Here is a 24,022-nt window from a genome sequence, read left to right on the forward strand (position 1 = left end):
GGTTCCCGTGTGAAAGTAGGTCATTGCCAGACTCCCCTAAAGAAGCCCAGCTCGGAAGAGCTGGGCTTTTTGCTTTACGCGGCGGAAGTGGTGGGGGGCTGAACACCAGCAAATCCAGGCCCCAAGCCAGCGGCGCAAATCTAACCCCAAAACAAAGCCCAGCTACGCTGGGCTTTGTTCATTCAGGCATGGAATACAGCAATCGTGGGGGGCTGTGAATGAATTTGTAGTTGGGGTATGTCTCTTAGGTTATTAATGTGTATGGCCTATGGGGCGATACCCTGCCTAGTATTCATCTTGGTTAATTTCAAACCTTAGAGCAATATTTAGCTCGTCCGTGCTTTTTGCAGATTACGTGGCGTGTCGATCACATTACCGCGTTGCAATGCGCAATGGTAGGCCAGTAGCTGTAGCGCAATCACGTAGGTGATCGGGCTGAGGCTACCCAGGCCAGTTGGCATGTGGATGACATGAAAACGCTCGCTGGAGGCGAGATTGCCATCGCTTAACACGAAGATTTCGCCGTGATTGCTGCGGATTTCGTGCAGATTGCTGAGCATGCGCTCGGCGTGTTCATTCCAGGGTAGGCAGGCAATGACCGGTAGTTCTTCATCAATCAGCGTGATTGGGCCGTGTTTGAGTTCGCCAGCGGCATAGCCAGTGGCATTCTGGTAAGCCACTTCTTTGAACTTGAACGCGCCCTCGAGTGCCACCGGGTACATCGCATGGCGGCCAATCACAAACAGATTGGCTTTGCGATGCAGCTCGCTGGCCCAGCGCCGGATTTCTTTGCTGTGCTCAAGGGTGGTTTGTACGGCCGCGCTTAAACGGCGCATTTGCTGCTCAGCCGTTTGCAAGGCTTCAGTGCTGAGTGCCTTACGTGCTTGCCCAAGCGCAAGAGCAAACTGATATAGCAGCAATAGCTGGGCGGTGAAGGATTTGGTGGAGCTGACCGAGAGCTCATGGCCGCTTTCGGTTAGTAAAGTGTGGTCACAGAGGCTGGTGAGTGTGCTACCGGGGGCATTCGTGAGTGCCACAGTTTGCGCCGCACCTTTGCGCTGCGCGAGGCGAATGGCTTCGAGCGTGTCGGCGGTTTCACCGGATTGGGAAATCCCAATCAGCATTTCATCGGGTGCAGGATGCACTTCACGGAAGCGATATTCGCTGGCCAACTCTACCTGCACTTTGCAGCCGCCGAGCTGCTCTAGCCAATAACTGGCGATCATCGCAGCATGAAAACTCGAGCCACTAGCGACCAAGGTAATGCTGCGCAGCGCGGAGAGCTTTGCCAATAGCGCGGTGCTAAATAATTTACCGCTGTGATAGCGATCAACTTGGGCTGCCAGCGTATGAGTCTGGCTCTGGATTTCATCCAGCATATGGTGCGGCACCTGAATCTGCTTGCCCGAGCTCATGCTGATGGGGGCGGTGCTTTCATCGGCGGCGATGAATGTGGGCTGGCTAAGGCCAAAGCGGACAACTTCCTGTGGTTTCATCTCGTAAGCGCTATTTGCGCTTTGCCGCATTGCCTTGGCACTGGTGGTGCAAATCTGGCGTAGGCCATCTTCCTGCCCGATCCATAGGCCCAGGCCGCCCTGAAGTGCGTACAGATACTGCGGTTGTAACTGGTCTTGCACGATCACGGCATAGTGGCCGCTGAGGGTGGCTGCGAGCTGATGTAGGGCGCTGGCCAGCGTCTGGCCGTCATTGAGTTCACTCGCCAGCATGGCTGTTACCAGCTGCGATAGGCTGGCACTGGGTAAAAGCTGATAACGCTGACACCAGCTGGCGTGTTCATCGCAATGCCCCAGTGCGGTTACGCTGAGGCGGCTTTGATGTAGATGGGGGCTAATCGCTCCGCTGGTGGAAAAGCTCGCCATGAGCCAATTGCTATGGGCTTGCGGAAACTGGATGGCCTGCACCGGTGCGGCCAACGTGAGCTTGTGCAGCGCCGGTTGCGCTTCACCCGCCAGAATGAGGGCCAGCTGATGTTCATGATGACCCAGTAAGGCGCAATGTTGGGTAAAGGCGGGTAGGACGTTTTGCGGGGCGGTAAGGGCAAGGATGTCGGGCATAGAAGGGATCAATCCGCAGTAAAAACGGCAGTAATTTGCCATCTCCTTATATTAGGAAAAAACCACTGCTTTGCCCGAGCAATCTACCGCTAGGTGTGGCTTTCCGGTGCGGTTTTGGCGCCTTTGAAGAGCGCCAAGGCGGCTTCACGCTGCACTGCGTGATCCACAATGGGAGCGGGATAATCCAGCCGCCCAAATAGATTGGCCTGCGTGCTACGGCCCTTGGCCGGTTGCCACGGCGCGTGCAGCTGCGCATCAGGCAAGTGCGCCAATTCCGGGCAATAGCGGCGGATAAATTTGCCTTGCGGGTCAAATTTTTCCGACTGGCTAACCGGGTTAAAAATGCGGAAATAGGGCTGCGCATCGCAGCCCGTTGAGGCGGCCCATTGCCAGCCGCCATTATTGGCGGCCAGATCGAAATCCAGCAGGTGCGTGGCGAAATAGCGCTCGCCCCAGCGCCAATCGATCAGTAGATCTTTCACCAAAAAGCTCGCTGCAATCATGCGCAGCCGGTTGTGCATATAGCCGGTTTGGTTCAGCTGGCGCATCGCCGCGTCCACAATCGGATAGCCCGTTTGGCCCTCGCACCAGGCGGCAAACCAGTCTTCGCGGTTCGGAAATGGCAGCTGATCGTATTCTGGCTTGAATGCGTGCGCCACTACATCAGGGCGATGCCAGAGCAGTTGCTGATAAAACTCCCGCCAGATTAATTCCGACAGCCACGTCTCCGCGCCGCTGCCACCGTGTTGTTGGGCAAAGCGCGCCAGCTCGCGGATCGAAACGGTGCCGAAGCGCAGGTGAACCGATAAATACGACACGCCTTTCACCGCTGGAAAATCACGCGCCTGCTGATAATCCGCAATCCGCTGCTGAAAATCGGCAAACAAGGCCTCGCCACCGCTGATGCCCAGCGGCATGCGCAGCTCGCTTAAATTGGTTTTCTCAAAGCCGAGTTCTTTAAGAATCGGAAAATACTGCACCGGCAGCGGCATGAGCTTATGCAGGAGCGATTGGCTGGGATAGCTCACCAGATCGGCTGGTTGCAAGCGCGCCAGCCACGCGCGCTTATAGGGCGTGAACACGCTATACATCCCACCGCTTTGGGTCAGGATCTGGTTTTGTTCAAAGATGACTTGGTCTTTGTGGGTATGTAGCGCTATGCCATTCTGCTTAAGCGCGCTAGCCACATACTCATCCCGGGTAATGGCAGTGGGCTCGTAATCACGGGCGCAATGCACACTGCCGGCTCCCAGTTTCAGCGCCAGAGCCGGGATTTCGTGGCGTGGATCGCCATGGCGGATCAATAGATCGCTGCCATGCTTGCGCAACTCGGTTTTCAGCTCTTTCAGGGTTTCCCAGATAAATTCCACGCGCCGATCAGCGCGCGGTAAATCTTGCAAAATCGTGGTATCGAACACAAAGGCCACCGCCACCTGATCGGCCTCTTGCAAGGCCGCCGCCAATGCCGCGTGATCAAAGAGCCGTAAATCCCGGCGCAACCAAACCAAAGCTGTGTTGGCCATGGTGTTTCCTGCTGAGTAACAAATGATACTGAATGGTAGCGCATTTTGGTGGCGATTCGCGAGGTGAGAAAACGTCAGCCATGGGTAATCTGTCTTGACTGTATATGTGTATTGATAAAATAATACACACATACAGTTGTGGAGCACCCGGATGTTCTTGCTAAACCCCCATTTGCCCACGCCGATCTATCGGCAAATCCAAGATCAGGTGCGCCGTCTGATCGCGGGTGGACAGCTTGCGCCGGGCGATGTCTTGCCCTCCGTGCGCGAAATTGCCGAAGCGCATGCGGTGAATCCGATGACGATTTCCAAGGCTTATAGCTTGCTCGAAGCCGAAGGACTGCTGTTGCGTCAGCGGGGTAAGCCGATGACGGTGGCCGCGGCAAGCGCTCATCACCGTAGCCCGCAGCAGCAGCTCGAACCGCTGCTCAATGATTTAATTATGGCCGCCCGTCAGCTTGGGTTGACCGACGCCGAGCTACAAGCCGCGCTGATGACCGCGCTGCAAAACCCTAGTCAGGAGTAAACCATGCATGTAAGCGATTCATTTCTAGTTGCCCGTGATGTCGAATTGGGCGCCGTGCAGTGCAAAGGCCAAAGCTTCACCATCGAGTCGGGGCAGGTGATTGGTTTGGTCGGCAAAAATGGCGCGGGCAAAACCACTTTGCTCGATGGCTTGTTCGGCTACACCTTTTTGGCAAGCGGTGAGGTCAAGGTATTTGGTCATCCGCCCACCGCAATGCCGAAAGAGGTTTGCAGCCAAATTGGCTTTGTCGCGCAAGTCGACGATTTAATGCCGTGGCTCACTGGCAAAGAAATGCTGGCCGCGGCCAAGCTGTTTCATACCCACTGGAATAAGGAGCTGGTTGAGCGTCTTGTTAACAATTGGCGCGTGCCGCTCTCGCAACTGATAAGCGAAATGTCGGTCGGGGAGCGGCAAAAGCTAGCTTTGATTGCGGCGATGGCGCATGAACCGAAATTACTGGTGCTCGACGAGCCGGCGGCCAGCCTCGATCCGGTCGCACGCCGCGCTTTAATCGAAGAAATCATCGCCATCGTTGCCGATGGCGAGCGTTCAGTGCTGCTATCTAGCCATATTTTCAGCGATATCGAGCGCGTGGCTAGCCATCTGTGGCTATTGGAAAACGGGCGCCTCAGTTTCGATGGCGAATTGGACGAGCTTAAAGAATCTATCGTCCGCCTACATTTGACTCACCCCTTGAAGATTGCCGACTCACTTGCGCTTACCACGAGCCGGGTGGTGCGCACCGAGATCAGCGCCGAGCGTGAAACATGGATTATCCGCGGCTGGAACGAACAGCTCGCCGCCGAATGTGCTGCAGCAATCACTTCACCGTATCACGTTGAATCTTTGGGTTTGGAAGCCGCTTTTGTGGAGATTTCGCAATGAGCTTCGTCGCGGACGTGTTCACCCATTGGCAAGATCCGGCGATCCGGGCGCAGCGAAATTGGATTTTTACCCTGCTCTGGGGGCGCACCAGCAATCAGCGGCTGATCTGGCCTTTGGCGTATATGCTGTTGTTGTGCGGCATGGCGATCTTTCCTACTGATTTTGTACGAGCGCTTTATTTTCCCTTGGCTTTTCTAGCCTTTGCGCCAAGCCTGAATACGGCCGCGCTGATTGAGGCTCTTGGGCGCTGGCGGATACGCAAACCAGCTGGCGCAGTGCTGATTGCGCAGGCACTGTTACTCAATAGTCTGGTATGGAGCTTGATTGGTTTGCTGTTCTGGTATCGCACAGCCAACCCAACAGTCTGGGTGCTCATGGGGTTTGCGTGGCTATTTGGTCAATTTATGGCCTTTGCGCTGCCGCAGGCCTTTGCCCAACGTAGCTTGCATCCCGCCCAAGGCCACGCCTGGCCAGTGCTGCTGGCATTGGCGGTGCTGTTTGTGCCGTTGTTTGCGCTATTGCTGTATCCACAGTATGAGATCTGGATTAGGGCCGCCTTGCTGCTGTGTACGGTGGGTTTGCTGTTAGGGTTGCGGGTGCAAATACAGCGCTTTGGCCAGCCACGAGTCATGTCGCCTCGCCCTGCAAGCACTGCTGCGCAACAGGCATCGCTAAGCGCTAAATCAGCGCTGCGGTTCCGGATCGAGACGAATTTAGGCTTTGCTCTGGATGCCAAAGGTTGGCGCAAATTGCTCGGTCAGTTATTGCTCACGCCTTATGCGCTGATTTTGCTGTATCAACATGTGTTGCCGATGCCTGCGGTAAATCAATGGGGTGCTGGTGCTCTGTTTGCGATGCAGACAGGGGCGTTCCTCGTGCACTTTTCGGCTCGTCGCCAATGGTCGAATGCCTGGTTAAGCCGCACGCATAGCCGTAGCCAACTCTGGTGGCAGGATGAGCAGCTGTTTGTGGGTGGCCTGCTGCTTATCACGGGGCTGAATTGTCTGCTGCTGCGCTTATTGGGGATGGATAACGGCACGCAAATCATGAATGCCGCGCTCCTGTTTGTGGTGGGCATGGCTTTCCTGCGCTATCTGGTGCTGAGCTTGCCGTGGCTTAATTTATTCGGCCTCAATGCCAGGGGGCGCACCGATCTGCAAGGCATTGGCTTGGCGTTTATTTTGCTCATGCCGATTTGGTTCGCCGTCGCTTGGGTTTGGAGCAAAGGCGTGCAAGATCAAATTGAACTGATGATTATTAGCTTGGCTGCGCCGACTCCGATCCTTGCGTATTTTTCTTATCGCTATGCGCTGCAGATTGATTTGGGGGCGATACGCCGCGCCAAATTGAGTTGATGTCATGGGTATATCCTTGTAGCCGATAGGTTGATTGGTTTACAGGGCTATACCTAAGGCATGGATGCCGCGGCAGAGGGCGAGGTGTTTGTGCGGCGTTGGCGCAGCGACTTTGCCAAAGCTATGCGATAATCACGGCTATGGAAAACACTGCCTCTCTGAATCTCAGTCGCCATTTTCTGGTGGCGATGCCGAGCTTGAGCGATCCGATTTTTGCGCGCTCGGTTATTCTGATTTGCGAGCACACGTCCTCCGGGGCGATGGGCATCATTCTCAATCGCCCGCTGGGCATGACTCTGCAAACCCTGTTTGATCAGCTCGAACAAGAGCTGCATCGGCCCGATGTGAGCGAGCTGGGCGTGCATTTTGGCGGCCCGGTGCAGACCGACCGCGGCTTCTTGCTGCATACCCCGATTGGCGATTGGCAATCGTCGCTGATTGTGAGCAGCGAGCTGGCGCTGACCACCTCGCGCGATATTCTCACCCAGATTGGCGAAGGCGGCGGCCCCGAGCGGCTGTTTGTGGCCCTGGGCTTCTCGGGTTGGGAAGCGGGCCAGCTGGAAAAAGAAATCGCCGAGAATTCTTGGCTCACCGTGCCGATGCAGGATATGCAAATCCTGTTCGATACGCCGGTGGATGCCCGCTACGACGCAGCGCTGGCGCTGTTGGGCATTGATATGGCGATGCTCTCGAAAGAGGCGGGGCACGCATGAGTACGGTGCTGGGCTTTGATTTTGGCGAAGCCCGCATCGGCGTGGCGATGGCCAGTACCGAGCTCGGGATTGCCCATCCGCTGGAAACCATTAGCGGCGAAGGCAATGACAGCAAATTCGCCCGCATCGCCGCCCTGATCGCCGAATGGCAGCCCAGCCAGCTGGTGGTGGGCCTGCCCACCCATCTGGATGGCACCGAACACGAAATGACCCGGCTGGCGCGCAAATTTGCCAATCGGCTCACCGGCCGCTTTGGCCTGCCGGTGGCGCTGGTGGATGAGCGCTTGTCGAGCGCGGGCGCAACCCAGGCTTTAAATGAAACCGGCTTGCGCGGGCGCAAGCAAAAACCAGCGCTTGATCAGGTGGCGGCTATGCAGATCTTGCAAAGCTATCTGGATGGCGGGGTGTAAAGCAATGATTAATGGGTATGTCTGTGTAAGCCAATTGATAAAAGGCTTGGTAGGCAATACCCCCGTAGGAATGATTGGCCGGCTTTGCTGGCCATTGTTTTAAAGTGCAGTAATCCGCAGCGAGGATGCTATGTATAACCCGCAATTGAACGCGCAAGGTGAGCTGATTCACCTGCTGACCACCGAAGGTCTGCCGCGCCGCATTCTGAACCAGATTTTGGATAAAGCGGCCGAATTTGTTTCGGGTGGCGAGCTCGTTAACCAGAAATTCACCGATCTGGCTGGTACGTCGGTGTTTAATCTGTTTTTCGAAAACTCGACCCGCACCCGCACCACCTTTGAAATCGCCGCCAAGCGGCTGTCGGCTGATGTATCTAGCTTGAATATTCAGGCTTCCAGCACCGCCAAGGGCGAAACCCTGCTCGATACCGTGCACAACCTCGAAGCGATGGGCGCCAATCTGTTTGTGGTGCGTCATTCGGAATCGGGCGCGGCGCATCTGATTGCCAAGCATGTGAAACCGGGCGTGGCGGTGGTGAATGCCGGCGATGGTCGCCATGCGCACCCCACGCAGGCGATGCTGGATATGTTCACGATTCGCCACTTCAAAGGCGACTTTACCAATCTGCGCGTGGCGATTGTTGGCGATATTCTGCATTCGCGCGTGGCGCGCTCGCAGATTCATGCGCTCTCGACGCTGGGTTGCCCCGAAATCCGCGTGATTGCGCCGAAAACCTTGCTGCCAACCGGTATCGAGCAGCTGGGCGTGCATGTGTACCACGATATGGAAGCGGGCCTGAAAGACGTGGATGTGGTCGCCATGCTGCGTTTGCAAAACGAGCGCATGGCCGGCGCGTATCTGCCCAGCACGCAAGAATTTTTCAAATTCTATGGCCTTACCCCAGAAAAACTGGCGCTGGCCAAACCTGACGCGATCGTGATGCACCCGGGCCCGATGAACCGCGGGGTGGAGATTGATTCGGCCGTGGCCGATGGCGCGCAAGCCGTGATTCTGCCGCAGGTGACGTTTGGTATCGCGGTGCGGATGGCGGTGTTGAGTATTGTGACGGCGAATCAGCGGGGGCTGCTGTAAATGAATGCGCATATGAAACAGATCCAGATTCTGAATGGTCGGCTGGTTGATCCATTGCAGGGCACCGAAACGCAGGCGGATTTATTCGTGGCCGGTGGCCAGATTGTCGGCGTGGGGAGCGCGCCAGCGGGCTTTGTGGCCGAAGAAACCATCGATGCTCGCGGGCTGGTGGTGGCGCCGGGGTTGGTGGATTTTGCCGCGCGTCTGCGTGAGCCGGGTCAGGAATACAAGGCCACGCTGGCCTCGGAAATGGCCGCTGCCGTGGCCGGAGGCGTTACCAGTGTGGTGTGTACGCCCGATACCGATCCGGTGTTGGATGAAGTAGGCTTGGTGACCATGCTGCGTCAGCGCAGTAAAACCCTCGATCTGGCCCGCGTTTATCCAGTGGGCGCGCTGACGCGCGGACTAAAAGGCGTGGAAATCACCGAGATGGCGCAGTTGCATGAAGCCGGCTGCGTGGCGTTCTCGCAAGGCGATGTGCCGATTGCCGATCTGCAAGTGCTGTACCGCGCCATGTTGTATGCGGCCAATTATGGCTTTGAGCTGCGCCTGCGCCCGGAAGAAGCCTCTTTGGTGAATGACGGTGTCGCGCACGATGGCCCGTATGCCTCGCGCCTGGGGCTGACCGGGATTCCGGTGGTGGCCGAAACCATCGCCATTGCCCAGATTACCCAGCTGATGCGTGCCACCGGTTGTAAAGTGCATCTGGCGCGCGTATCAAGCGCAGCGGGTTTGGAGCTGATTCGTGCGGCCAAACGCGAAGGGCTGAAGCTGACCTGCGATGTGAGCATCAACCACATTCATCTGGTGGATCTGGATATTGGTTTCTTTGACAGCCAATACCGCTTCGACCCGCCACTGCGCAGTGTGGCCGACCGCGATGCGGTCGTGGCCGCGCTGAATGATGGCACCATCGATATGATCTGCTCGGATCACGCCCCGGTGGATGATGATGGCAAATTGCTGCCGTTTGCCGAAGCTGAACGCGGCGCGACGGGCTTGGAATTACTGCTGCCATTAACCCTGGCCTGGGCGCGGCAGCAGCACATCAGCCTGCCGGTTGCGCTGGCCAAAATTAGCTCGACGCCAGCCAAAGCACTGGGCTTTGCCGCAGGGCTGGCCCTGGGTCAGCGCGCCGACTTGCTGATTTTTGATCCCGAAGGCAGCTGGTATGTCTTGCCGGAGAAGCTTAAATCACAAGGCAAAAACACACCGTTCATCGGGCATGAAATGATTGGCCAAGTGAAGTACACGCTGGTGAAAGGCAAATTGGTGTATCAAGGCTGATCTGGATCAGCGCAGCTAAGTCGCTGATTCCCGAAACTATAAGCGGATGGCATGCCATCCGCTTTTTCTTTGCGTGCGCAATAAATCGCTTGTGAGCTAGGGCAATGTCAGCGGCATGGCGGTTTTACGCTTTCAGGAAGATTGCAGTATCCTATTGGCTGCAAAAAGGGGAGAGAACCAATGCGTCATACTTTGCTGGCGGTCTGTGTGGCCGCTGCCTTGGCGGGCTGTGGGGAAAAAGCCGCCAAACCTGAAGCGGCTTCGGCCGTCGCCACGGTGGCGGATACCCAGGCCGCTCAGAGCTGGCTGAAAGCCAATGTGAAACCACTTAATAGTCTCAGTGCGGGCGAAGGCGTGGATAACGCCGATCTGGCCGAATTTGCCAGCGCGATTGGCGACGCCAAAGTGGTGGTACTGAATGAAAGCCATTACGCCGATGCCAATGCCTTTGAATTGATGAACCGCTTGGTGCAATACCTGCATCAGCAGCAAGGCTTTGATGTGCTGCTGATAGAAAGCGCGATGTTCGATGTGGATGGCATGTGGCGCAGCGCAGTGGATAAAAATGCCAGCCTCGCCGAATTGGCGCCGGGCCGCGTGTTTTATATGTATTCGCAAACCGAATCGGGTCGCAAAGTATTGCAGTATCTCGATCAGGCCCGTACCACTGCGCAGCCGCTGCAATTGGCCGGGTTTGATATTCCGTTGGCAGGCGCGAGCTCGACGCATGATTTATTGCCGCTGCTGGAAGCTTTCTTGAAGCAGCGCGGTTCTACCGTAGTGAGCCAGCCGGCTTGGGCTGAATATCTGACGGTGGCGAAAAAAGCCATCTCGCTCAATAGCGAAGGCGCCAAGCTGGCCGAATTTAATCAAGTATCGGCGCAGCTGGAAAAAGAACTGTGCAGCGATACAGCTCAGCCGGCAGATGTGCGCCAAAGCGCGGGCTGGTGGTGCCGGCAGGTGCGCGGGATTGCCACCAATGTCATGCGCCAGCAACATCGTGAAGACAAAAACTACGATTATCGCGACACCGCCATGGCCGACAATGCCAGCTGGTTGCTCGATAATGTGTTTGCCGGCCACAAAGTGATTGTCTGGACCAATGCGGCCCACGGTATTCCCGCCACCACCGGCACGAACCCGGATACCAAGCAGGCGATTCATTCTTTCGGCTGGCATTTGCAGGCCAAGCTGGGTAAAGATCTGTATATCGCCAGTTTGCTGCCGCTGGGTGGGCAGATTAATAAATACTGGGATCAGGGCACGGCGCCGGTGCAGTGGCCGGCGGATGCTGTGGCCAGCGCGCTCAAGGCCGCGGGCTTGGTGCAGGGCTTTGTGAACGCGCCGCAAGATCCAGCCGCGGTCGCAGGCTTGAGCGGGCCGGTGCTGGGGAAAGATGTGAACGGGGTATTCTTCTACAACGAAGCTAAACCGGCCACTCAGGGGCAATACCCCATCTTGCCATTGCCAAACTAAGCCTAATTCCCAACCAATCTGCGCGTGGCTTCTGCGGCGCGCGGCGAAAAAAAGCCCGCCAATTGGCGGGCTTTTTAGCGCATGGCCAGTGATACTGGCCAGATCGCGCTTACTTGATTTCAGCCATGGTTTTGGTCAGGGTGGCGTTAGCATCGTCACCATCGAGCGCCCAGCTGAAGTTACCACGCAGGCCTTTGGCCTTCAGGTATTCATTTTTCAGGCGGATGGTTTGCACGTCGTCATAGCTCCACCAGTCGCCTGTGGTGGTGTACAAGTACAGCTGTTTGGTCACTGGGTGGTATTTGCGTACCCCAGCCACATCTTTCAGCGCTTTGTAATCACCATAACCGGCTTCGGTTTGTACGCCGACTTTACCCGCAGCGCGCGTTTTCTTCTGATACAGACCATCATTGGTGCTCGCTACACCGCCAAAGCCGCGACCATAGTACGGAATACCCAGCACGATTTTATCGGCTGGCATGCCATTGGCCATCAGTTTGGTTAGCGCATCGTCGATGTTGTAGGTGCGGGCGATGCCGACGGTTGGATCAGCAGGGTCTGGATACAGGTGCGAATGGAAGTTGGTGGTGTCATCCCAATCACCGTGGAAGTCATAGGTCATGACATTCACCCAATCCATTGATTTGCTGTATTGCGCTGGCTCGGTTTGGTCGATTTTCTCGCTACCCGCGCCAATGGCGGCGGTGAGGTAGAATTTCTTGCCACCTTGGCTCGCGCCGTATTCATCCAGCTGTTTGCGGAACTCGGCCATCAGCAAGGTGAGGTTGTGCTTGTCGTTGACCGCATCCACCACGTTATTGCCAATCCCTTGTACGCCTGGGTATTCCCAATCGATATCGATGCCGTCAAAGATACCTTTGGCCACGCCAGTACCGCCAGCCGGATCACCGCCTGATTTTTTCAGGTTGCCCTTCAGGTAAACGTCGATACACGAAGCTACCAGCGCTTTGCGGTTGGCATCGGTTGCCGCTGCCGTTGAGAAGTAACGCGACCAAGTCCAGCCACCCAGAGAGATAAAGATCTTCAGGTTCGGGTTTTTGGCTTTCAGTTTTTTCAGCTGGTTGAAGTTACCTTTAAGCGTGCTTTCCCACGTATCGGCAACGCCATCGACTGAGTCTTTGGCCGCGTAATCCATCTGGTAGTCGGCCCAGGCATCGCCACCATCGCCGGCGGTATTGCCATCGTTGGCTTTATTAATGCCGCTATCGCACTTGATGGTGCCATCGGCTTGTTTGTAGATATTGCCAAACGCGTAGTTGATGAAGGTCAGCTTGGCCGCCGCGCCGCTATCTTGCACCGCTTTGGCGAAGAAGGCGCTGTCGTACACACCCCACTGGGTGAAGTAAGAACCGACTTCACGGCTACCCACCGGTGCTGGTGCCGGGGTTGGGCCAACTGGGGTCGGCGCAGCTGTTGGTACCGTCGTTGGCGCGGTGGTTGGCGCTACCGTTGGGGCAGCTGTTGGCGCTGTGGTTGGTGCTACCGTTGGCACGGCGGTCGGTTTTGGCGTCGCGGTCGGTGCAGTCGTTGGGGCCGTCGTCGGCGCTACGGTCGGCACGGCAGTTGGCTTCGGCGTGGCGGTTGGTGCCACTGTTGGTGCACTGGTCGGCGCCGTGGTTGGGGCGGCTGTTGGCACGACGCCGCAGCTGCCGCCGGCTTTCCAAAGCGTTGGGGTCGTGGCTGGAGTCCAGCCCGCGCCAACAAAGGCGGTGTGTGCGCTCAAGGCGGTGTAGCTCACGCCGTTGTAGCTCACGACGTCGCCAGTTTTATAGCTGGCGCCTTCGGCCCATACGGCACAGCTGCCACTTGGTGGCACGGTTACGGCGGGCGTTGCAGTCGGTTTCGCGGTCGGTGTTGGGGTAGCTGGGGCGGCGGTTGGAGCAGTTGTTGGTGCTACCGTTGGCGCTGCAGTTACCACTGGGCTTGGGGTGGCCGTACCGGCACCGCAGCTACCCAGATCAGTCCAGACGCCCCACGTGCCCGCTTTGCTCGGGTCTTCGTTCAGCGTCCACCATTTATTGCTGTAGTTATGCCCGGCTTGGCTCACCACGGTGCCAGATTGGCCGTAAGTGGTGGCGGCCGACCATGGGGCGGCACATTCAGCAGCCATGACTTGGCTGCCAATGATGACCAGCGAACTGGCCAGCACTGTTTTACACAGTTTGTTCATCTCATCCATCTCCTTGTTGGGGTAGCGCGCTGGCAGATCGCCGCTGCGGCAGTAGCTCTATCTTGAGCCTTGGTGCGGCAAGCTGTGACCCAAAGGCCAGCAGGCGCGGGCTTAGAATGCGCCGGATGAGATCAAAAGTAAATAATTGGTATCACATTAATTTTTATTAAGATACCAGTTTGCCGGGTAGGCTGGCGCTACGCAGCGACGGCAATGGCGCGCCGCTGCCGGCGCAGGCCGCTAGCTCGGCATACAGCGGGGCTAAGTGGTAGCCCTGGGCACTGAGCCACGCCGCATCGTAATAGCTGTGGCGGTAGCGCTCACCACTGTCGCACAGCAGGGTCACCAGGCTGCCGGTTTCGCCTTTGGCGCGCATCGCCTGAGCTAGCTCTAAGATGCCCAGCCAGTTGCAGCCGGTTGATCCGCCAACCTTTTTGCCCAGTTTGTCACTGAGCCAGTGTGCAGCGGCGAGGCTGTAGGCATCGGGCACGTGCAGCATCAGATCAATCACGCTGGGGATAAACGAGGGCTCTACCCGCGGGCGGCCAATGCCTTCGATGCGCGAGCCGCAAGTCAGGGTGAGGTCTTGCCGGCCTTCGGCGTAGCTGGTGAAAAACACCGAGTTCTCCGGGTCGACGCAGCAAATACCAGTGGCATGCTGGCGATAGCGTACATAGCGGCCGAGCGTGGCGCTGGTGCCACCGGTGCCGCAGCTGGTGACGATCCAGCGCGGGATCGGATGCCGCTCCAGCGCCATTTGCTTAAAGATCGATTCGGCGATGTTGTTATTGGCGCGCCAGTCGGTGGCGCGCTCGGCATAGGTGAATTGATCCATAAAATGTCCGCCGGTGGCGGCAGCCAGCCGCTGCGATTCGGCGCTGATTTGCGTGGGGTCAGCCACCAGATGGCATTGGCCGCCGTAAAACTCGATGGCAGCGATTTTGTCGCGGCTGGTGCTGGCCGGCATCACGGCGATAAAGGGCAGGCCGAGCAGGCGGGCGAAATAGGCTTCCGATACCGCGGTCGAGCCGCTGGAGGCCTCGATCACCGTGCTGTGGGGGTGCAGCCAGCCATTGGCCAGCGCATACATAAACAACGAGCGGGCCAGCCGATGCTTCAGGCTGCCGGTGGGATGGCTGGATTCATCCTTCAGATAAATATCAATCCCGGGAAAACCGGGCAGCTGCAGCGGGATCAGATGAGTGTCGGCCGAGCGATTAAAATCGGCTTCGATGGTCTGAATGGCCTGATTGAGCCATTCGCGATGAGCGCGCATCTGGATACTCCATGTGGTATGTGCTGCTAAGCATTGATATTAAATGGCTTGGCAGCAATACCACGTTAGATATCTAGCTGCCCTTGTTGCAGTAGCCCTTGTTTCACTTCCACTTTAATCGTGGCATCGCTAAAGCGAATATCCAGCATTTCCCCAGCGCGGGTGGCCTCGGCGGCGCGCACCAGGCTGCCATCGCCGCGTTGCACCAGCGCATAGCCGCGGGCCAGTACCTGCTGTGGGTCCCACGGCAGCAGCCGGTATTGCAATTGCCCCAGCTGGTGCTGCGCCGCGGTCAGTCCTTGCTGCCAGGCTTGCTGCAAGCGCTGGCGGGCACGGGCCAATTGCTGTTGCTGCGGCAATAGTTGCGGTGCCTGATGCTGTAGCCGCAGCGCATAGCGGCCCAGCTGTTGCTGGCGATGCTGCTGCTGGTAATGCAGGGTTTGCTGCAATTGGCGGGCTTTTTGCTGTAATTCGCGTTGCTGCTGCGCCAATTTTTGCCCCGGATGCTGCAAACGGCGGCCGAGTAAATCCAGCCGCTGCATTTGCCGCTGCAGCTGTTGCGCCAGCTGGCGTTGCAGCCGTTGGCCCCGTTGCGTCAGTTGCTGTAATAGTTCTTGCCGGTTGGGGCTGACAAGCTCGGCGGCGGCGGTGGGGGTAGGGGCGCGCACGTCGGCCACAAAATCGGCCATGGTGAAATCGGTTTCGTGCCCAACCCCGCTCACCACCGGCAGCGGGCAGGCGGCAATGGCCCGCGCCACCGCCTCTTCATTAAATGACCACAGGTCTTCCAGCGAGCCACCGCCACGGCAGACAATCAGCACATCCACCTCGGCGCGTTGGCCGGCGGTGTGAATGGCGCGGGCGATCTGCAGATGCGCATCCGCACCCTGTACCGCGGTGGGGTAAAGAATAATCGCCAGCCCCGGCATGCGCCGGCGCAAGGTGCTTAGCACATCGCGCAGTGCGGCCGCGGCTGGTGAGGTGACGATGCCGATCCGTTGCGGGAAGTGCGGCGGGGCTCGTTTGCGCTCGGCGGCAAACAGCCCTTCGGCGGCGAGCTGTTTTTTCAGCGCTTCAAAGCGCTCAAACAGCGCCCCTTGGCCGGCCGGGCGCATGGCCTCGATGGTGAGCTGAAAATCCCCGCGCGCCTCGTACAGCGACACCACCGCGCGCACTTCCACCTGCAGGCCTTCGCGAGGTTGAAAATCCAGTAGCGCAGCGCGGCCGCGGAACATCACGCAGCGCACTTGCGCATTGGCATCTTTCAAACTGAAGTAGCAATGCCCCGAATCGTAGCGCTTGAAATTCGAGATTTCGCCCGCCACCCACAAGCTAGGAAAGCCACTTTCTAGCAGCAGACGAACATCCCGATTCAGTTGTGTGACAGATACTACAGCTTTCTGGGGGCTTGACAAATCCGGAATCACGGCAAAAACGCCTCGAGTAATCCACAAAATCGAGCATCCAAGCCATGCGGCTGGCTAATCCAATCTTGTAGTTGAGAATTCATGGTTAAGTTGTTGATTTGTATGCTTATTGATCTGGCGCAAAATATGAGAAAATGATGACGAAACTGGCCGGTAGCGCTTGAAAATGGCTGGCTGGCGCAACTTAGTCACAAAGTTATCCACAGAAATTGTGGGTAAACGGATTTTTCTCAATCAGATCTGTCGCTTAGTGTCCGGCAAGCGGATTGCGACACTTCCCCCGCGCGCAAATAGCGGCTAAAGTTACGCGGTTTTCTGGCTTTACTCCAGAGCCTCCGGATTTCTTTTGATTAGGGTTCCCATACTATGTTCGCCATCATCCAGGCAGCGGGCTGGCCAATCTGGCTGATTATCGCCGCTTCCATCGCCACAGTGACCATCATCATCGAGCGCCTGCTAAGCCTGCGTAAATCGCAAGTCTTGCCGGCCGGCCTGTTGGCCAAAGTGGTGCAGGATTATCGCGCGAACGGCGTCAATGCCGAAACCCTGAATAAACTGGCCGCCTCTAGCCCATTGGGCCGCGTGTTTGCCGCTGGCCTGAAAAACGTGAAAAGCTCACGTGAAATCATGAAAGAGTCGATCGAAGAAGCCGGCAGCGCCGTGGCTCACGATCTGAATCGCTATCTGTCGACCTTGGGTACTTTGGCCTCGGTGACGCCGCTGTTGGGCCTGTTTGGTACGGTAGTGGGCATGATCGAGATCTTCGGCTCGCAGTCACCCACCGGCGGCAGCAACCCGGCTGCGCTGGCCTACGGTATTTCGGTGGCCCTGTATAACACCGGCTTTGGCATTATCGTGGCGGTACCTGCGCTGATGTTCTACCGCTATTTCGCCAGCAAAGTGGATGATTTCGTGGTGGAAATGGAGCAGCAAGCCATCAAGCTGGTCGAAGTCGTTCACGGCGAGCGCCACCAATAATTCGCTAAGAACGGGCGGCAAGCCCACGGCCAGCATAGAGCTGACGCGAAACCTATCTGTACTTGGTAGTGAATGTCGGTTTCTTGTCGCTTTGGTCGCTGGGCGTTTCGCGCCGTTCTTGAAGCCTGTTGAAGGACTGAAAAGCCATGAAATTTCGTAAAGGACGCGGCCGCGTCGAGCCGGAAATCAATTTCATCCCGCTGATTGACGTATTGCTGGTGATTTTGATCTTCCTGATGGCCACCACCACGTATTCCAAATTCGCCGAGCTGAAAATCAATCTGCCTACGGCCGATGCGGAAAAACAGCAGGAGCAACCGAAAACCATTCAGGTGGCGATTTCGGCGCAAGGCCAGTATGCGATCAATGGCCAGACTGCGGCCTTTGGTAGCCCGGATGATTTCTCGGTGCAACTGCGCCGCGCGGCCGGCGAGAGCACTGACCCGATGGTGATTATCAATGCCGACGCCCAAGCCACCCACCAAGCGGTGGTGAACGTCATGGAAGCCGCCCGCCTGGCCGGCTTTGGCAAACTCACCTTTGCCACGCAAACCACGGGTAAATAACTCGGTACTAATCACCCTAACGGCGCTGCGGCGCCGTTTTTTTATGATGCGAGAGGATCGGTTTTACTAGACTTCGTATGATGGTGTTTGAATAGGATGAATAATCAAGAGATTATCTTAAATGCCGCTAAAGGGACTCAAGAGTCCGGCCTCTTATTGGCTATTGTTTTCTTTTTAGGGGTGTTTATTTTTGTGCAGATTGCCTTTTGGGGCGCTGTTTATTTGCACTTGTTCTTGAGTGTGCTTTTATTGCTTGGGATTGTGCTTCTATCTTGGCTTGCCGCGACGGACACTGAGTTAGTATTTAACCCGCAAGATCGATCTATTTATAGTAGAAGTTTATTTTTTGGTCGACGATCGACTGAAACAAAAGTGTGTCATGTGAGTGACTATGACTATCTTTATATTCCTGTTTTTGATGCCAAGGCAGATCGTTCAAGGCGATATTTTCTAACATTGTTTAGTGCCAAGCTCGGAGAGCAGGCTTTGTATCGCGTTGAAAAAGAAAAAGCCGAAAAAGAAATAAGTCGGATTTCAGAAATATTTGGTTTGCCAAATAAAGGCTTTTTGGATCGGGTGGGTTTTCGAAACTATGCGGGAAGTCGAAAAAAAGACTCTTTTACATGAGAATGGGGCTAAGGGTGCACCCTCAGCTATTTTTTACAGCGCTGCTTGATTGGCCTAAGTTCGTTTGACTCGCAAGCTAGGAGGTAGGTCAGAGGGGCGTAGGTGGTAGCACAGTTTTTATTGCGGGTTGAAACATGCAGTGTGCTGAATTAAGCGCGACCGAATGGCCCTATCAGGGGCTTTTATTTAGCCCCAGTACGCCCGATCCGCAGCAGCGGGTCTTGGTGTATCTGCATGGTGCGGGGGAGCGGGGTGAGGATTTGAGCCTACTCACGCGCTATGGCTTGCCGGCGTTGTTGGCTGGTGGGGCGCTGGCGCTGGATTTTGCGGTGTTGTGCCCACAAACTGCGGCCGGCCAAGATTGGCAAATCCCGCAGCTCTGCGCCTTGCTGGATCAGCTTAAGCAGCAGGGTAAAACAGTGTTGCTGGTGGGGTATAGCCTTGGCGCTCTTGCCATTACTGACCTACTGGCGCATACCCATGCAGAATGCGCAGGCTATTTGGTGATTGCCGGTCAGGCCCGCATGTCGCCGCTGCCGCTGTCCGTTGGCTCCGCGGCGATATTGACCGTGCAGGGTGACTTGGATGATTGGGCCGATACCCGGCAGTGGTTGGCCCAGCTGCAGGCGCAAGGGCATGCGGCGAGTGCTGTGGTCTTGTCTGGCGCGGGGCATTTTATTTCTGAGCTGATTTACCAGCAGCCGGCCATTCTGCGCTGGCTGAACGCCCGCGGGTTTGGCTGGCCTGTGCCGCAATAATGGTGTGGCCACGTTCGCAAGGCGTTCACGCCGCCGTGATGGCATTTAGCCTGCGACCTAGGGTTTTCCACTATACTGCGCGCCGCTAGCCCGGCCCCGATCGGGCGCATAACTTGCGGAGCGATGAAATGAAGCAATTGGCATTCCTGTTATCTGCCTTGTGCCTGAGCGTGTTGGCGCAGGCGGAAGACGGCAAAGAAGTTTACAAAAAAGAAGTGACCGCCACCGTGGTGTTTAAATCGGGCAAAACGGCCAATGGCCAGCCGATTTTGTATCCGACCACCGACGCGCCCGAAGCCACCATGCTGCATGTGGAAATTCCGGTCGGCAAAGAAACCGGCTGGCATCAGCACCCGGTGCCGGGCTACGCCTATATCCTCAACGGCGCGCTCACCGTTTACCTGAAAGACGGCAGTAGCAATACCTTCCGCGCCGGCCAGGGTTTTGCCGAAGTGGAAAATACCCTGCACAATGGCAAAAACGAAGGCAATGAGCCGGTGAAACTGGTGGTGGTATTTACCGGGATTGCCGGGCAGCCGGTTACCGTGAAAGCCCAATAATCCTTGCATACGGCCGCCCCGGCGTGGGTGGTCAGAGATCTCATGAAGCTTGAAGCCCTGTTGCTGCGCATTTGGTATTGCCCTCGGCCACCGTTGCTGGCGTGGCTGTTGTGGCCGCTGTCTGGCCTGTTTGCGGCGCTGGCGGCGGTGAATAAAGCGTGCTTCAAGCTCGGGCTGAAAGCCACTATTCAACTGCCGGTGCCGGTGGTGGTGGTGGGCAATATTACCGTTGGCGGCACAGGTAAAACCCCGCTGACGATTGCGCTGGCGCGCCGGCTGGCCGAGCTGGGCTGGCAGGTGGGGATTATCTCGCGCGGCTATGGTGGCGCTGCGCAGCAGCCGACCGAAGTACTGCCCGATAGCCTGCCGGCCACGGTGGGCGATGAGCCGCTGCTGTTGCGCCGCGCGACGGGTGTGCCGGTGTTTGTGGCACGGCAACGCGCCGCGGCCGGGCAGGCGCTGCTGGCGCGCTATCCGGCGGTGAATCTCTTGCTGTGCGATGATGGCCTGCAGCATTACGCGCTGGGGCGTGCGCTGGAAATTTGCGTGGTGGATGGCGCCCGCGGGCTGGGCAATGGCCTGCGCTTGCCGGCCGGCCCTTTGCGCGAAAGCCCGGCGCGCTTGCGCACAGTGAATGCCGTGGTGGTGAATGGGGTATCTGCCATTGAATCAATCAAATCAATTGCTATAGATGAATACCCGGCTGGGTATCTGGGTGACTATCAAATGACGCTAGCCGCCGGTGCTTGCTATCGGCTCGATCAGCCCAGCCTGACTGCCACTGCGGCCAGTCTGCCGGTGCGCGGCGTTTTGCATGCGCTAGTGGGTATCGGGAACCCCGAGCGCTTTTTTGCCACGCTGCGCGCGCAGGGCTACGCATTTCGCCCGTGCGCGTTTCCCGATCATCATGCATTTGTGCCGGCTGATCTGCCGGTTTTGGGCGCTGATGACGCGCTGATCGTGACGGAAAAAGATGCGGTCAAGCTGGCGGCGATGAATCCGCCGCCGCCAAGTGATAGAATCTGGGTTTTGCCGGTGGCGGCGCAGTTGTCGCCCGATCTGGCCTGCCGAATCGACGAATTTTTGAAGAGATAATCACAATGGATGCCAAATTGCTGGAAATTCTGGTTTGCCCGGTCTGCAAGGGCCCACTGGTGTTCAACAAAGCCCAGCAGGAACTGATCTGCAAGGCCGACCGGCTGGCATTCGCAATTAAAGATGGCATTCCAGTCATGCTGGAAAGCGAAGCCCGCGCGCTGGCCGACGGCGAAGAGGCTTAAGCGCATGAGCTATGTGGCCATCATTCCGGCGCGTCTGAAATCCACTCGTTTACCGAATAAGCCGCTGGCCGATATTGCCGGCCAGCCCATGATTGTGCGCGTGGTGGCGCAGGCGCTGAAAGCGCAGGCCAGCCAAGTGATCGTCGCGACCGATGCCCCCGAAGTGGCTGCCGCGGTCAAAGCCGCCGGGCAGCAAGTTTTGCTCACCCGCGCCGATCACCCCTCGGGCACCGATCGGCTGGCCGAAGCCGTGGATTTATTGCAGCTGCCCGATGAGGCGATTGTGGTGAATGTGCAGGGCGATGAGCCGCTGCTTGATCCCGCCCTGATTGATGCCGTGGCCGCCCAGCTGGCCGCCAACCCGGCGCTGGCGATGGCGACCGCCTGCCATCCGATCCATGACGCCGCCGATTTTTTTAACCCGAATGTGGTCAAAGTCGTGTGCGATGCCGCGCAGCGCGCCATGTATTTCAGCCGCGCGCCGATTCCGTGGGATCGCGATGCATTTGCTGAAGACAACGAAGACGAAGACTGGGTATTGCCCGCTGAGCTAGGCGCACAAAGGCATATCGGCCTATACGCCTATAGGGCAGGGTTTTTGCGCGCCTATGCCAAGCTGGCCGCTTCGCGTTTAGAAGACATCGAAAAACTGGAGCAGCTGCGCGTGTTGTGGCATGGCTACCAAATCGGCGTGTATCAGGCCAGCCATGCGCCGGCTGCCGGGGTGGATACGCCGGAAGATCTGGCCCGGGTGCGGGCGGTGTTTGCTGGCGAGGCTGAGGCCTAAATGAAATTGATGTGTGATGTGCTCGCACGCCACGCGGTGCATGCTGATGAATTGGCTCCAGCAGAAGAAGCCAAAACAATGATTGGATTCACTTTTTAATTAACACGGGGAACCGAGCAATGCGTTTAATCCTTCTGGGCGCACCAGGCGCTGGTAAAGGCACTCAAGCCAATTACATCCGCGAAAAATTCAATATCCCACAAATCTCGACAGGCGACATGCTGCGCGCGGCGGTGAAAGCCGGTACGCCACTGGGCCTGGAAGCCAAGGCGATTATGGATGCGGGCGGCTTGGTGCGTGATGACATCATCATCGGCCTGGTGAAAGAGCGTATCGCTCAGCCAGACGCAGCCAATGGTTTCCTGTTTGACGGCTTCCCACGCACTATTCCACAAGCTGAAGCGATGATCGCTGCGGGCGTGGATATCGACTACGTGGTGGAAATCGATGTGCCAGATGCAGCGATTGTGGAGCGTATGGCTGGCCGCCGTGTGCATGTGGCCTCTGGCCGCACTTACCACGTGACGTTCAATCCACCAAAAGTGGAAGGCAAAGACGACGAAACCGGCGAAGACCTGATCCAGCGTGACGATGATAAAGAAGAAGTGGTACTGAAACGCCTGGGCGTCTACCACGAGCAAACCGAAGTATTGGTGGGCTTCTACGGCAAGATGGCCGCCTCGGGCGACGCTAAAGCGCCTAAATACATCAAGATCGACGGCACGCAATCGGTGGATGCCGTACGCGACGCGACACTGCAAGCGCTCGGCGCCTAAGCCGCTCGCCGCCGCAACACCTAAACCGCCCTTCGGGGCGGTTTTTTTATGCTGACGATTTCATGCCTGAGCATGAAGTCAGGGCTTGCAATGGGGTAGGGCTACGATCTTGCCGTTTAGCGGCTAAAAGCCGCCGTCGACGCGGCAACGGCTGTTGCAGTGCGCAAAAATAGCAGGATCAGGCTGACTTGGAGCACCCCATGCCGCGCAATGCTGTATACGCCCAATCGGGCGGTGTAACCCCGGTGATTAATGCTTCTGCAGCGGGTTTGCTGCTGACGGCGCGGCAGTATCCGGTGCATTTTGGCCGGCTGTTTGCCGCGCAAAACGGCATTCTGGGCGTCTTAAATGAAGCGTTGATCGATACCGCCGTGCTTAGCTCGCGTGAGCTGCAGCAGCTGAAAAACACCCCTGGCGGGGCTTTTGGCTCCTGCCGGCATAAACTCAAAACCGAAAGCGAGCTGCGCCGGCTGCTGGCGGTATTGCAGGCGTGGGATGTGGGCTACTTTTTTTACAATGGTGGGGGTGATTCGGCCGATACCTGCCTGAAAGTGGCAGAGCTAGCGCGCGCGGCCAACTACCCCTTGCAGGCCATTCATATCCCCAAAACCATTGATAACGATCTGCCGCTGACCGATTGCTCGCCCGGCTTTGGCTCGGTGGCCAAGTATGTGGCCACCAGCGTGCGCGAGGCGGGGCTGGATGTGGCCTCGATGGCGGCGAGCTCAACCAAAGTCTTTGTGCTGGAAGTGATGGGCCGCCACGCCGGCTGGATCGCCGCAGCCAGCGCGCTGGCCAGCCGCCACCATGCCGAACCGCCGCATCTGATTTTATTGCCGGAAGTGCCGTTCGAGCGGGCGCGTTTTGTGGCTGCAGTTGAAGATACCGTGGCCAGGTATGGCTATGTAGTCATTGTCGCGGCTGAAGGCGTGAAGGATACCCAGGGGTTGTATCTGAGCGAAGCCGGTGGCAAAGACGCGTTCGGCCATGCCCAGCTCGGCGGGCTGGCCCCTAATCTGGTGGAAATCATCAAAGCCGCGACCGGCTTTAAATGCCATTGGGCGGTCGCTGATTATCTGCAACGCGCAGCCCGCCATATCGCCTCGGCCACCGATGTGCAGCAAGCGTTTGCCGTCGGGCAGGCCGCCGCCCAGTTGGCGGTGGCGGGGCAAAACGAAGTGATGGTCAGTATCGAGCGCCTGAGCGATGAGCCCTACACCTGGGAAATCGGTGCGGTGCCGCTGGGGATGGTGGCCAATATCGAAAAACCGCTGCCGGCGGAGTTTATCAGCGCGGATGGCTTTGGCATTACCCCCGCTGCGCGCCGCTATTTGCTGCCACTCATCCAGGGCGAAGCGCCGCCGGCCTTTATCGATGGATTACCGGACTATGGCCAGTGGTCGTGGGTGACAGAAGGCGCTAAACTACCCCCGTATCGCCCATAAGGCGGCTA

Annotated in this window: 24 protein-coding genes and 1 pseudogene; 19 read left to right on the forward strand and 6 right to left on the reverse strand. The window is 57.4% G+C overall.

Annotation, left to right across the window (positions count from 1 at the left end; translation table 11 throughout):
* Positions 1-326 precede the first annotated feature (326 nt).
* On the reverse strand, positions 327-2,075 hold the full coding sequence (locus L991_RS16375) for an isomerizing glutamine--fructose-6-phosphate transaminase (protein WP_052190638.1): 1,749 nt from the start codon (positions 2,073-2,075) through the stop codon (positions 327-329).
* Between the two features lie 89 nt (positions 2,076-2,164).
* Complete coding sequence (locus L991_RS05145) at positions 2,165-3,598, reverse strand: deoxyribodipyrimidine photo-lyase (protein ID WP_047393046.1); 1,434 nt, start codon at positions 3,596-3,598, stop codon at positions 2,165-2,167.
* A 151-nt stretch (positions 3,599-3,749) separates the two neighbouring features.
* On the opposite strand from L991_RS05145, the gene L991_RS05150 reads away from it, so the two are divergent.
* The 8 genes from L991_RS05150 to L991_RS05185 all read left to right on the forward strand — a co-directional run bounded on the left by L991_RS05150 (position 3,750) and on the right by L991_RS05185 (position 11,343).
* On the forward strand, positions 3,750-4,124 hold the full coding sequence (locus L991_RS05150; RefSeq protein WP_047393048.1) for a GntR family transcriptional regulator: 375 nt from the start codon (positions 3,750-3,752) through the stop codon (positions 4,122-4,124).
* A gap of 3 nt (positions 4,125-4,127) precedes the next feature.
* Positions 4,128-5,009 carry an ABC transporter ATP-binding protein gene (locus L991_RS05155; RefSeq protein WP_052190639.1) on the forward strand — a complete coding sequence of 294 codons (882 nt, stop codon included), beginning with the start codon at positions 4,128-4,130 and terminating at the stop codon, positions 5,007-5,009.
* On the forward strand, positions 5,006-6,364 hold the full coding sequence (locus L991_RS05160) for a hypothetical protein (protein ID WP_047393050.1): 1,359 nt from the start codon (positions 5,006-5,008) through the stop codon (positions 6,362-6,364). Before L991_RS05155 ends, L991_RS05160 begins: the two co-directional genes overlap by 4 nt.
* Positions 6,365-6,504: 140 nt before the next feature.
* Positions 6,505-7,077 (forward strand): YqgE/AlgH family protein, encoded by a 573-nt coding sequence (locus tag L991_RS05165; RefSeq protein ID WP_028449063.1) that lies wholly within the window; start codon positions 6,505-6,507, stop codon positions 7,075-7,077.
* Positions 7,074-7,487, forward strand: coding sequence for a Holliday junction resolvase RuvX (gene ruvX / locus L991_RS05170; protein ID WP_028449064.1), 414 nt, complete (start codon positions 7,074-7,076; stop codon positions 7,485-7,487). Before L991_RS05165 ends, ruvX begins: the two co-directional genes overlap by 4 nt.
* A gap of 130 nt (positions 7,488-7,617) precedes the next feature.
* Positions 7,618-8,580, forward strand: coding sequence for an aspartate carbamoyltransferase catalytic subunit (locus L991_RS05175; RefSeq protein ID WP_047393054.1), 963 nt, complete (start codon positions 7,618-7,620; stop codon positions 8,578-8,580).
* A gap of 12 nt (positions 8,581-8,592) precedes the next feature.
* Entirely contained in the window at positions 8,593-9,867 is a 1,275-nt protein-coding gene (locus L991_RS05180) for a dihydroorotase (RefSeq protein WP_047393433.1), read from the forward strand.
* A 180-nt stretch (positions 9,868-10,047) separates the two neighbouring features.
* On the forward strand, positions 10,048-11,343 hold the full coding sequence (locus L991_RS05185) for an erythromycin esterase family protein (RefSeq protein WP_047393058.1): 1,296 nt from the start codon (positions 10,048-10,050) through the stop codon (positions 11,341-11,343).
* A 109-nt stretch (positions 11,344-11,452) separates the two neighbouring features.
* On the opposite strand, the gene L991_RS05190 is transcribed toward L991_RS05185, so the two are convergent.
* Positions 11,453-12,922, reverse strand: coding sequence for a glycoside hydrolase family 18 protein (locus L991_RS05190; RefSeq protein WP_374749638.1), 1,470 nt, complete (start codon positions 12,920-12,922; stop codon positions 11,453-11,455).
* Between L991_RS05190 and L991_RS18015 the strand changes: the two genes are divergently transcribed.
* Positions 12,834-13,097: a glycine zipper domain-containing protein gene (locus tag L991_RS18015; RefSeq protein WP_197053820.1), complete on the forward strand. Its 264-nt coding sequence runs from the start codon at positions 12,834-12,836 to the stop codon at positions 13,095-13,097. The two genes, L991_RS05190 and L991_RS18015, sit on opposite strands and share 89 nt — an antisense overlap.
* Here L991_RS18015 and L991_RS18020 read toward each other — a convergent pair.
* The 3 genes and pseudogenes from L991_RS18020 to xseA form a co-directional block, all read right to left on the reverse strand.
* Positions 13,034-13,543, reverse strand: a pseudogene (locus L991_RS18020) (carbohydrate-binding protein); the annotation flags it as partial. The gene L991_RS18015 and the pseudogene L991_RS18020 sit on opposite strands and share 64 nt — an antisense overlap.
* Positions 13,544-13,700: 157 nt before the next feature.
* Positions 13,701-14,810: a PLP-dependent cysteine synthase family protein gene (locus L991_RS05195; protein WP_047393059.1), complete on the reverse strand. Its 1,110-nt coding sequence runs from the start codon at positions 14,808-14,810 to the stop codon at positions 13,701-13,703.
* Between the two features lie 65 nt (positions 14,811-14,875).
* The gene (gene xseA / locus L991_RS05200; protein ID WP_052190675.1) at positions 14,876-16,258 is read right to left on the reverse strand and encodes an exodeoxyribonuclease VII large subunit; all 1,383 of its coding nucleotides are present in this window, start codon (positions 16,256-16,258) and stop codon (positions 14,876-14,878) included.
* A 345-nt stretch (positions 16,259-16,603) separates the two neighbouring features.
* On the opposite strand from xseA, the gene L991_RS05205 reads away from it, so the two are divergent.
* The 10 genes from L991_RS05205 to L991_RS05250 all read left to right on the forward strand — a co-directional run bounded on the left by L991_RS05205 (position 16,604) and on the right by L991_RS05250 (position 24,014).
* On the forward strand, positions 16,604-17,215 hold the full coding sequence (locus L991_RS05205; RefSeq protein ID WP_028449071.1) for a MotA/TolQ/ExbB proton channel family protein: 612 nt from the start codon (positions 16,604-16,606) through the stop codon (positions 17,213-17,215).
* 146 nt (positions 17,216-17,361) lie between these two features.
* Positions 17,362-17,781 carry a biopolymer transporter ExbD gene (locus L991_RS05210; RefSeq protein WP_028449072.1) on the forward strand — a complete coding sequence of 140 codons (420 nt, stop codon included), beginning with the start codon at positions 17,362-17,364 and terminating at the stop codon, positions 17,779-17,781.
* Positions 17,782-17,877: 96 nt separating this feature from the next.
* Complete coding sequence (locus tag L991_RS05215) at positions 17,878-18,408, forward strand: hypothetical protein (protein WP_047393064.1); 531 nt, start codon at positions 17,878-17,880, stop codon at positions 18,406-18,408.
* A 134-nt stretch (positions 18,409-18,542) separates the two neighbouring features.
* A complete protein-coding gene (locus L991_RS16380) occupies positions 18,543-19,166 on the forward strand; it encodes an alpha/beta fold hydrolase (RefSeq protein WP_052190640.1) in 624 nt (207 codons plus the stop codon).
* Between the two features lie 128 nt (positions 19,167-19,294).
* Positions 19,295-19,726, forward strand: coding sequence for a cupin domain-containing protein (locus L991_RS05225; RefSeq protein WP_028449073.1), 432 nt, complete (start codon positions 19,295-19,297; stop codon positions 19,724-19,726).
* Positions 19,727-19,768: 42 nt separating this feature from the next.
* The gene (lpxK, locus tag L991_RS05230; protein WP_047393067.1) at positions 19,769-20,821 is read left to right on the forward strand and encodes a tetraacyldisaccharide 4'-kinase; all 1,053 of its coding nucleotides are present in this window, start codon (positions 19,769-19,771) and stop codon (positions 20,819-20,821) included.
* Between the two features lie 5 nt (positions 20,822-20,826).
* Positions 20,827-21,006, forward strand: a complete 180-nt coding sequence (locus L991_RS05235) for a Trm112 family protein (RefSeq protein ID WP_028449075.1) — start codon at positions 20,827-20,829, stop codon at positions 21,004-21,006.
* Between the two features lie 4 nt (positions 21,007-21,010).
* A complete protein-coding gene (gene kdsB / locus L991_RS05240; protein ID WP_047393071.1) occupies positions 21,011-21,793 on the forward strand; it encodes a 3-deoxy-manno-octulosonate cytidylyltransferase in 783 nt (260 codons plus the stop codon).
* 119 nt (positions 21,794-21,912) lie between these two features.
* A complete protein-coding gene (gene adk, locus L991_RS05245; RefSeq protein ID WP_028449077.1) occupies positions 21,913-22,569 on the forward strand; it encodes an adenylate kinase in 657 nt (218 codons plus the stop codon).
* Between the two features lie 200 nt (positions 22,570-22,769).
* Positions 22,770-24,014, forward strand: coding sequence for a 6-phosphofructokinase (locus L991_RS05250; RefSeq protein ID WP_047393074.1), 1,245 nt, complete (start codon positions 22,770-22,772; stop codon positions 24,012-24,014).
* Positions 24,015-24,022 lie beyond the last annotated feature (8 nt).

This window comes from Chitinibacter sp. ZOR0017 (assembly GCF_000799095.1).
GTDB classification, from domain to species: Bacteria; Pseudomonadota; Gammaproteobacteria; order Burkholderiales; family Chitinibacteraceae; genus Chitinibacter; species Chitinibacter tainanensis.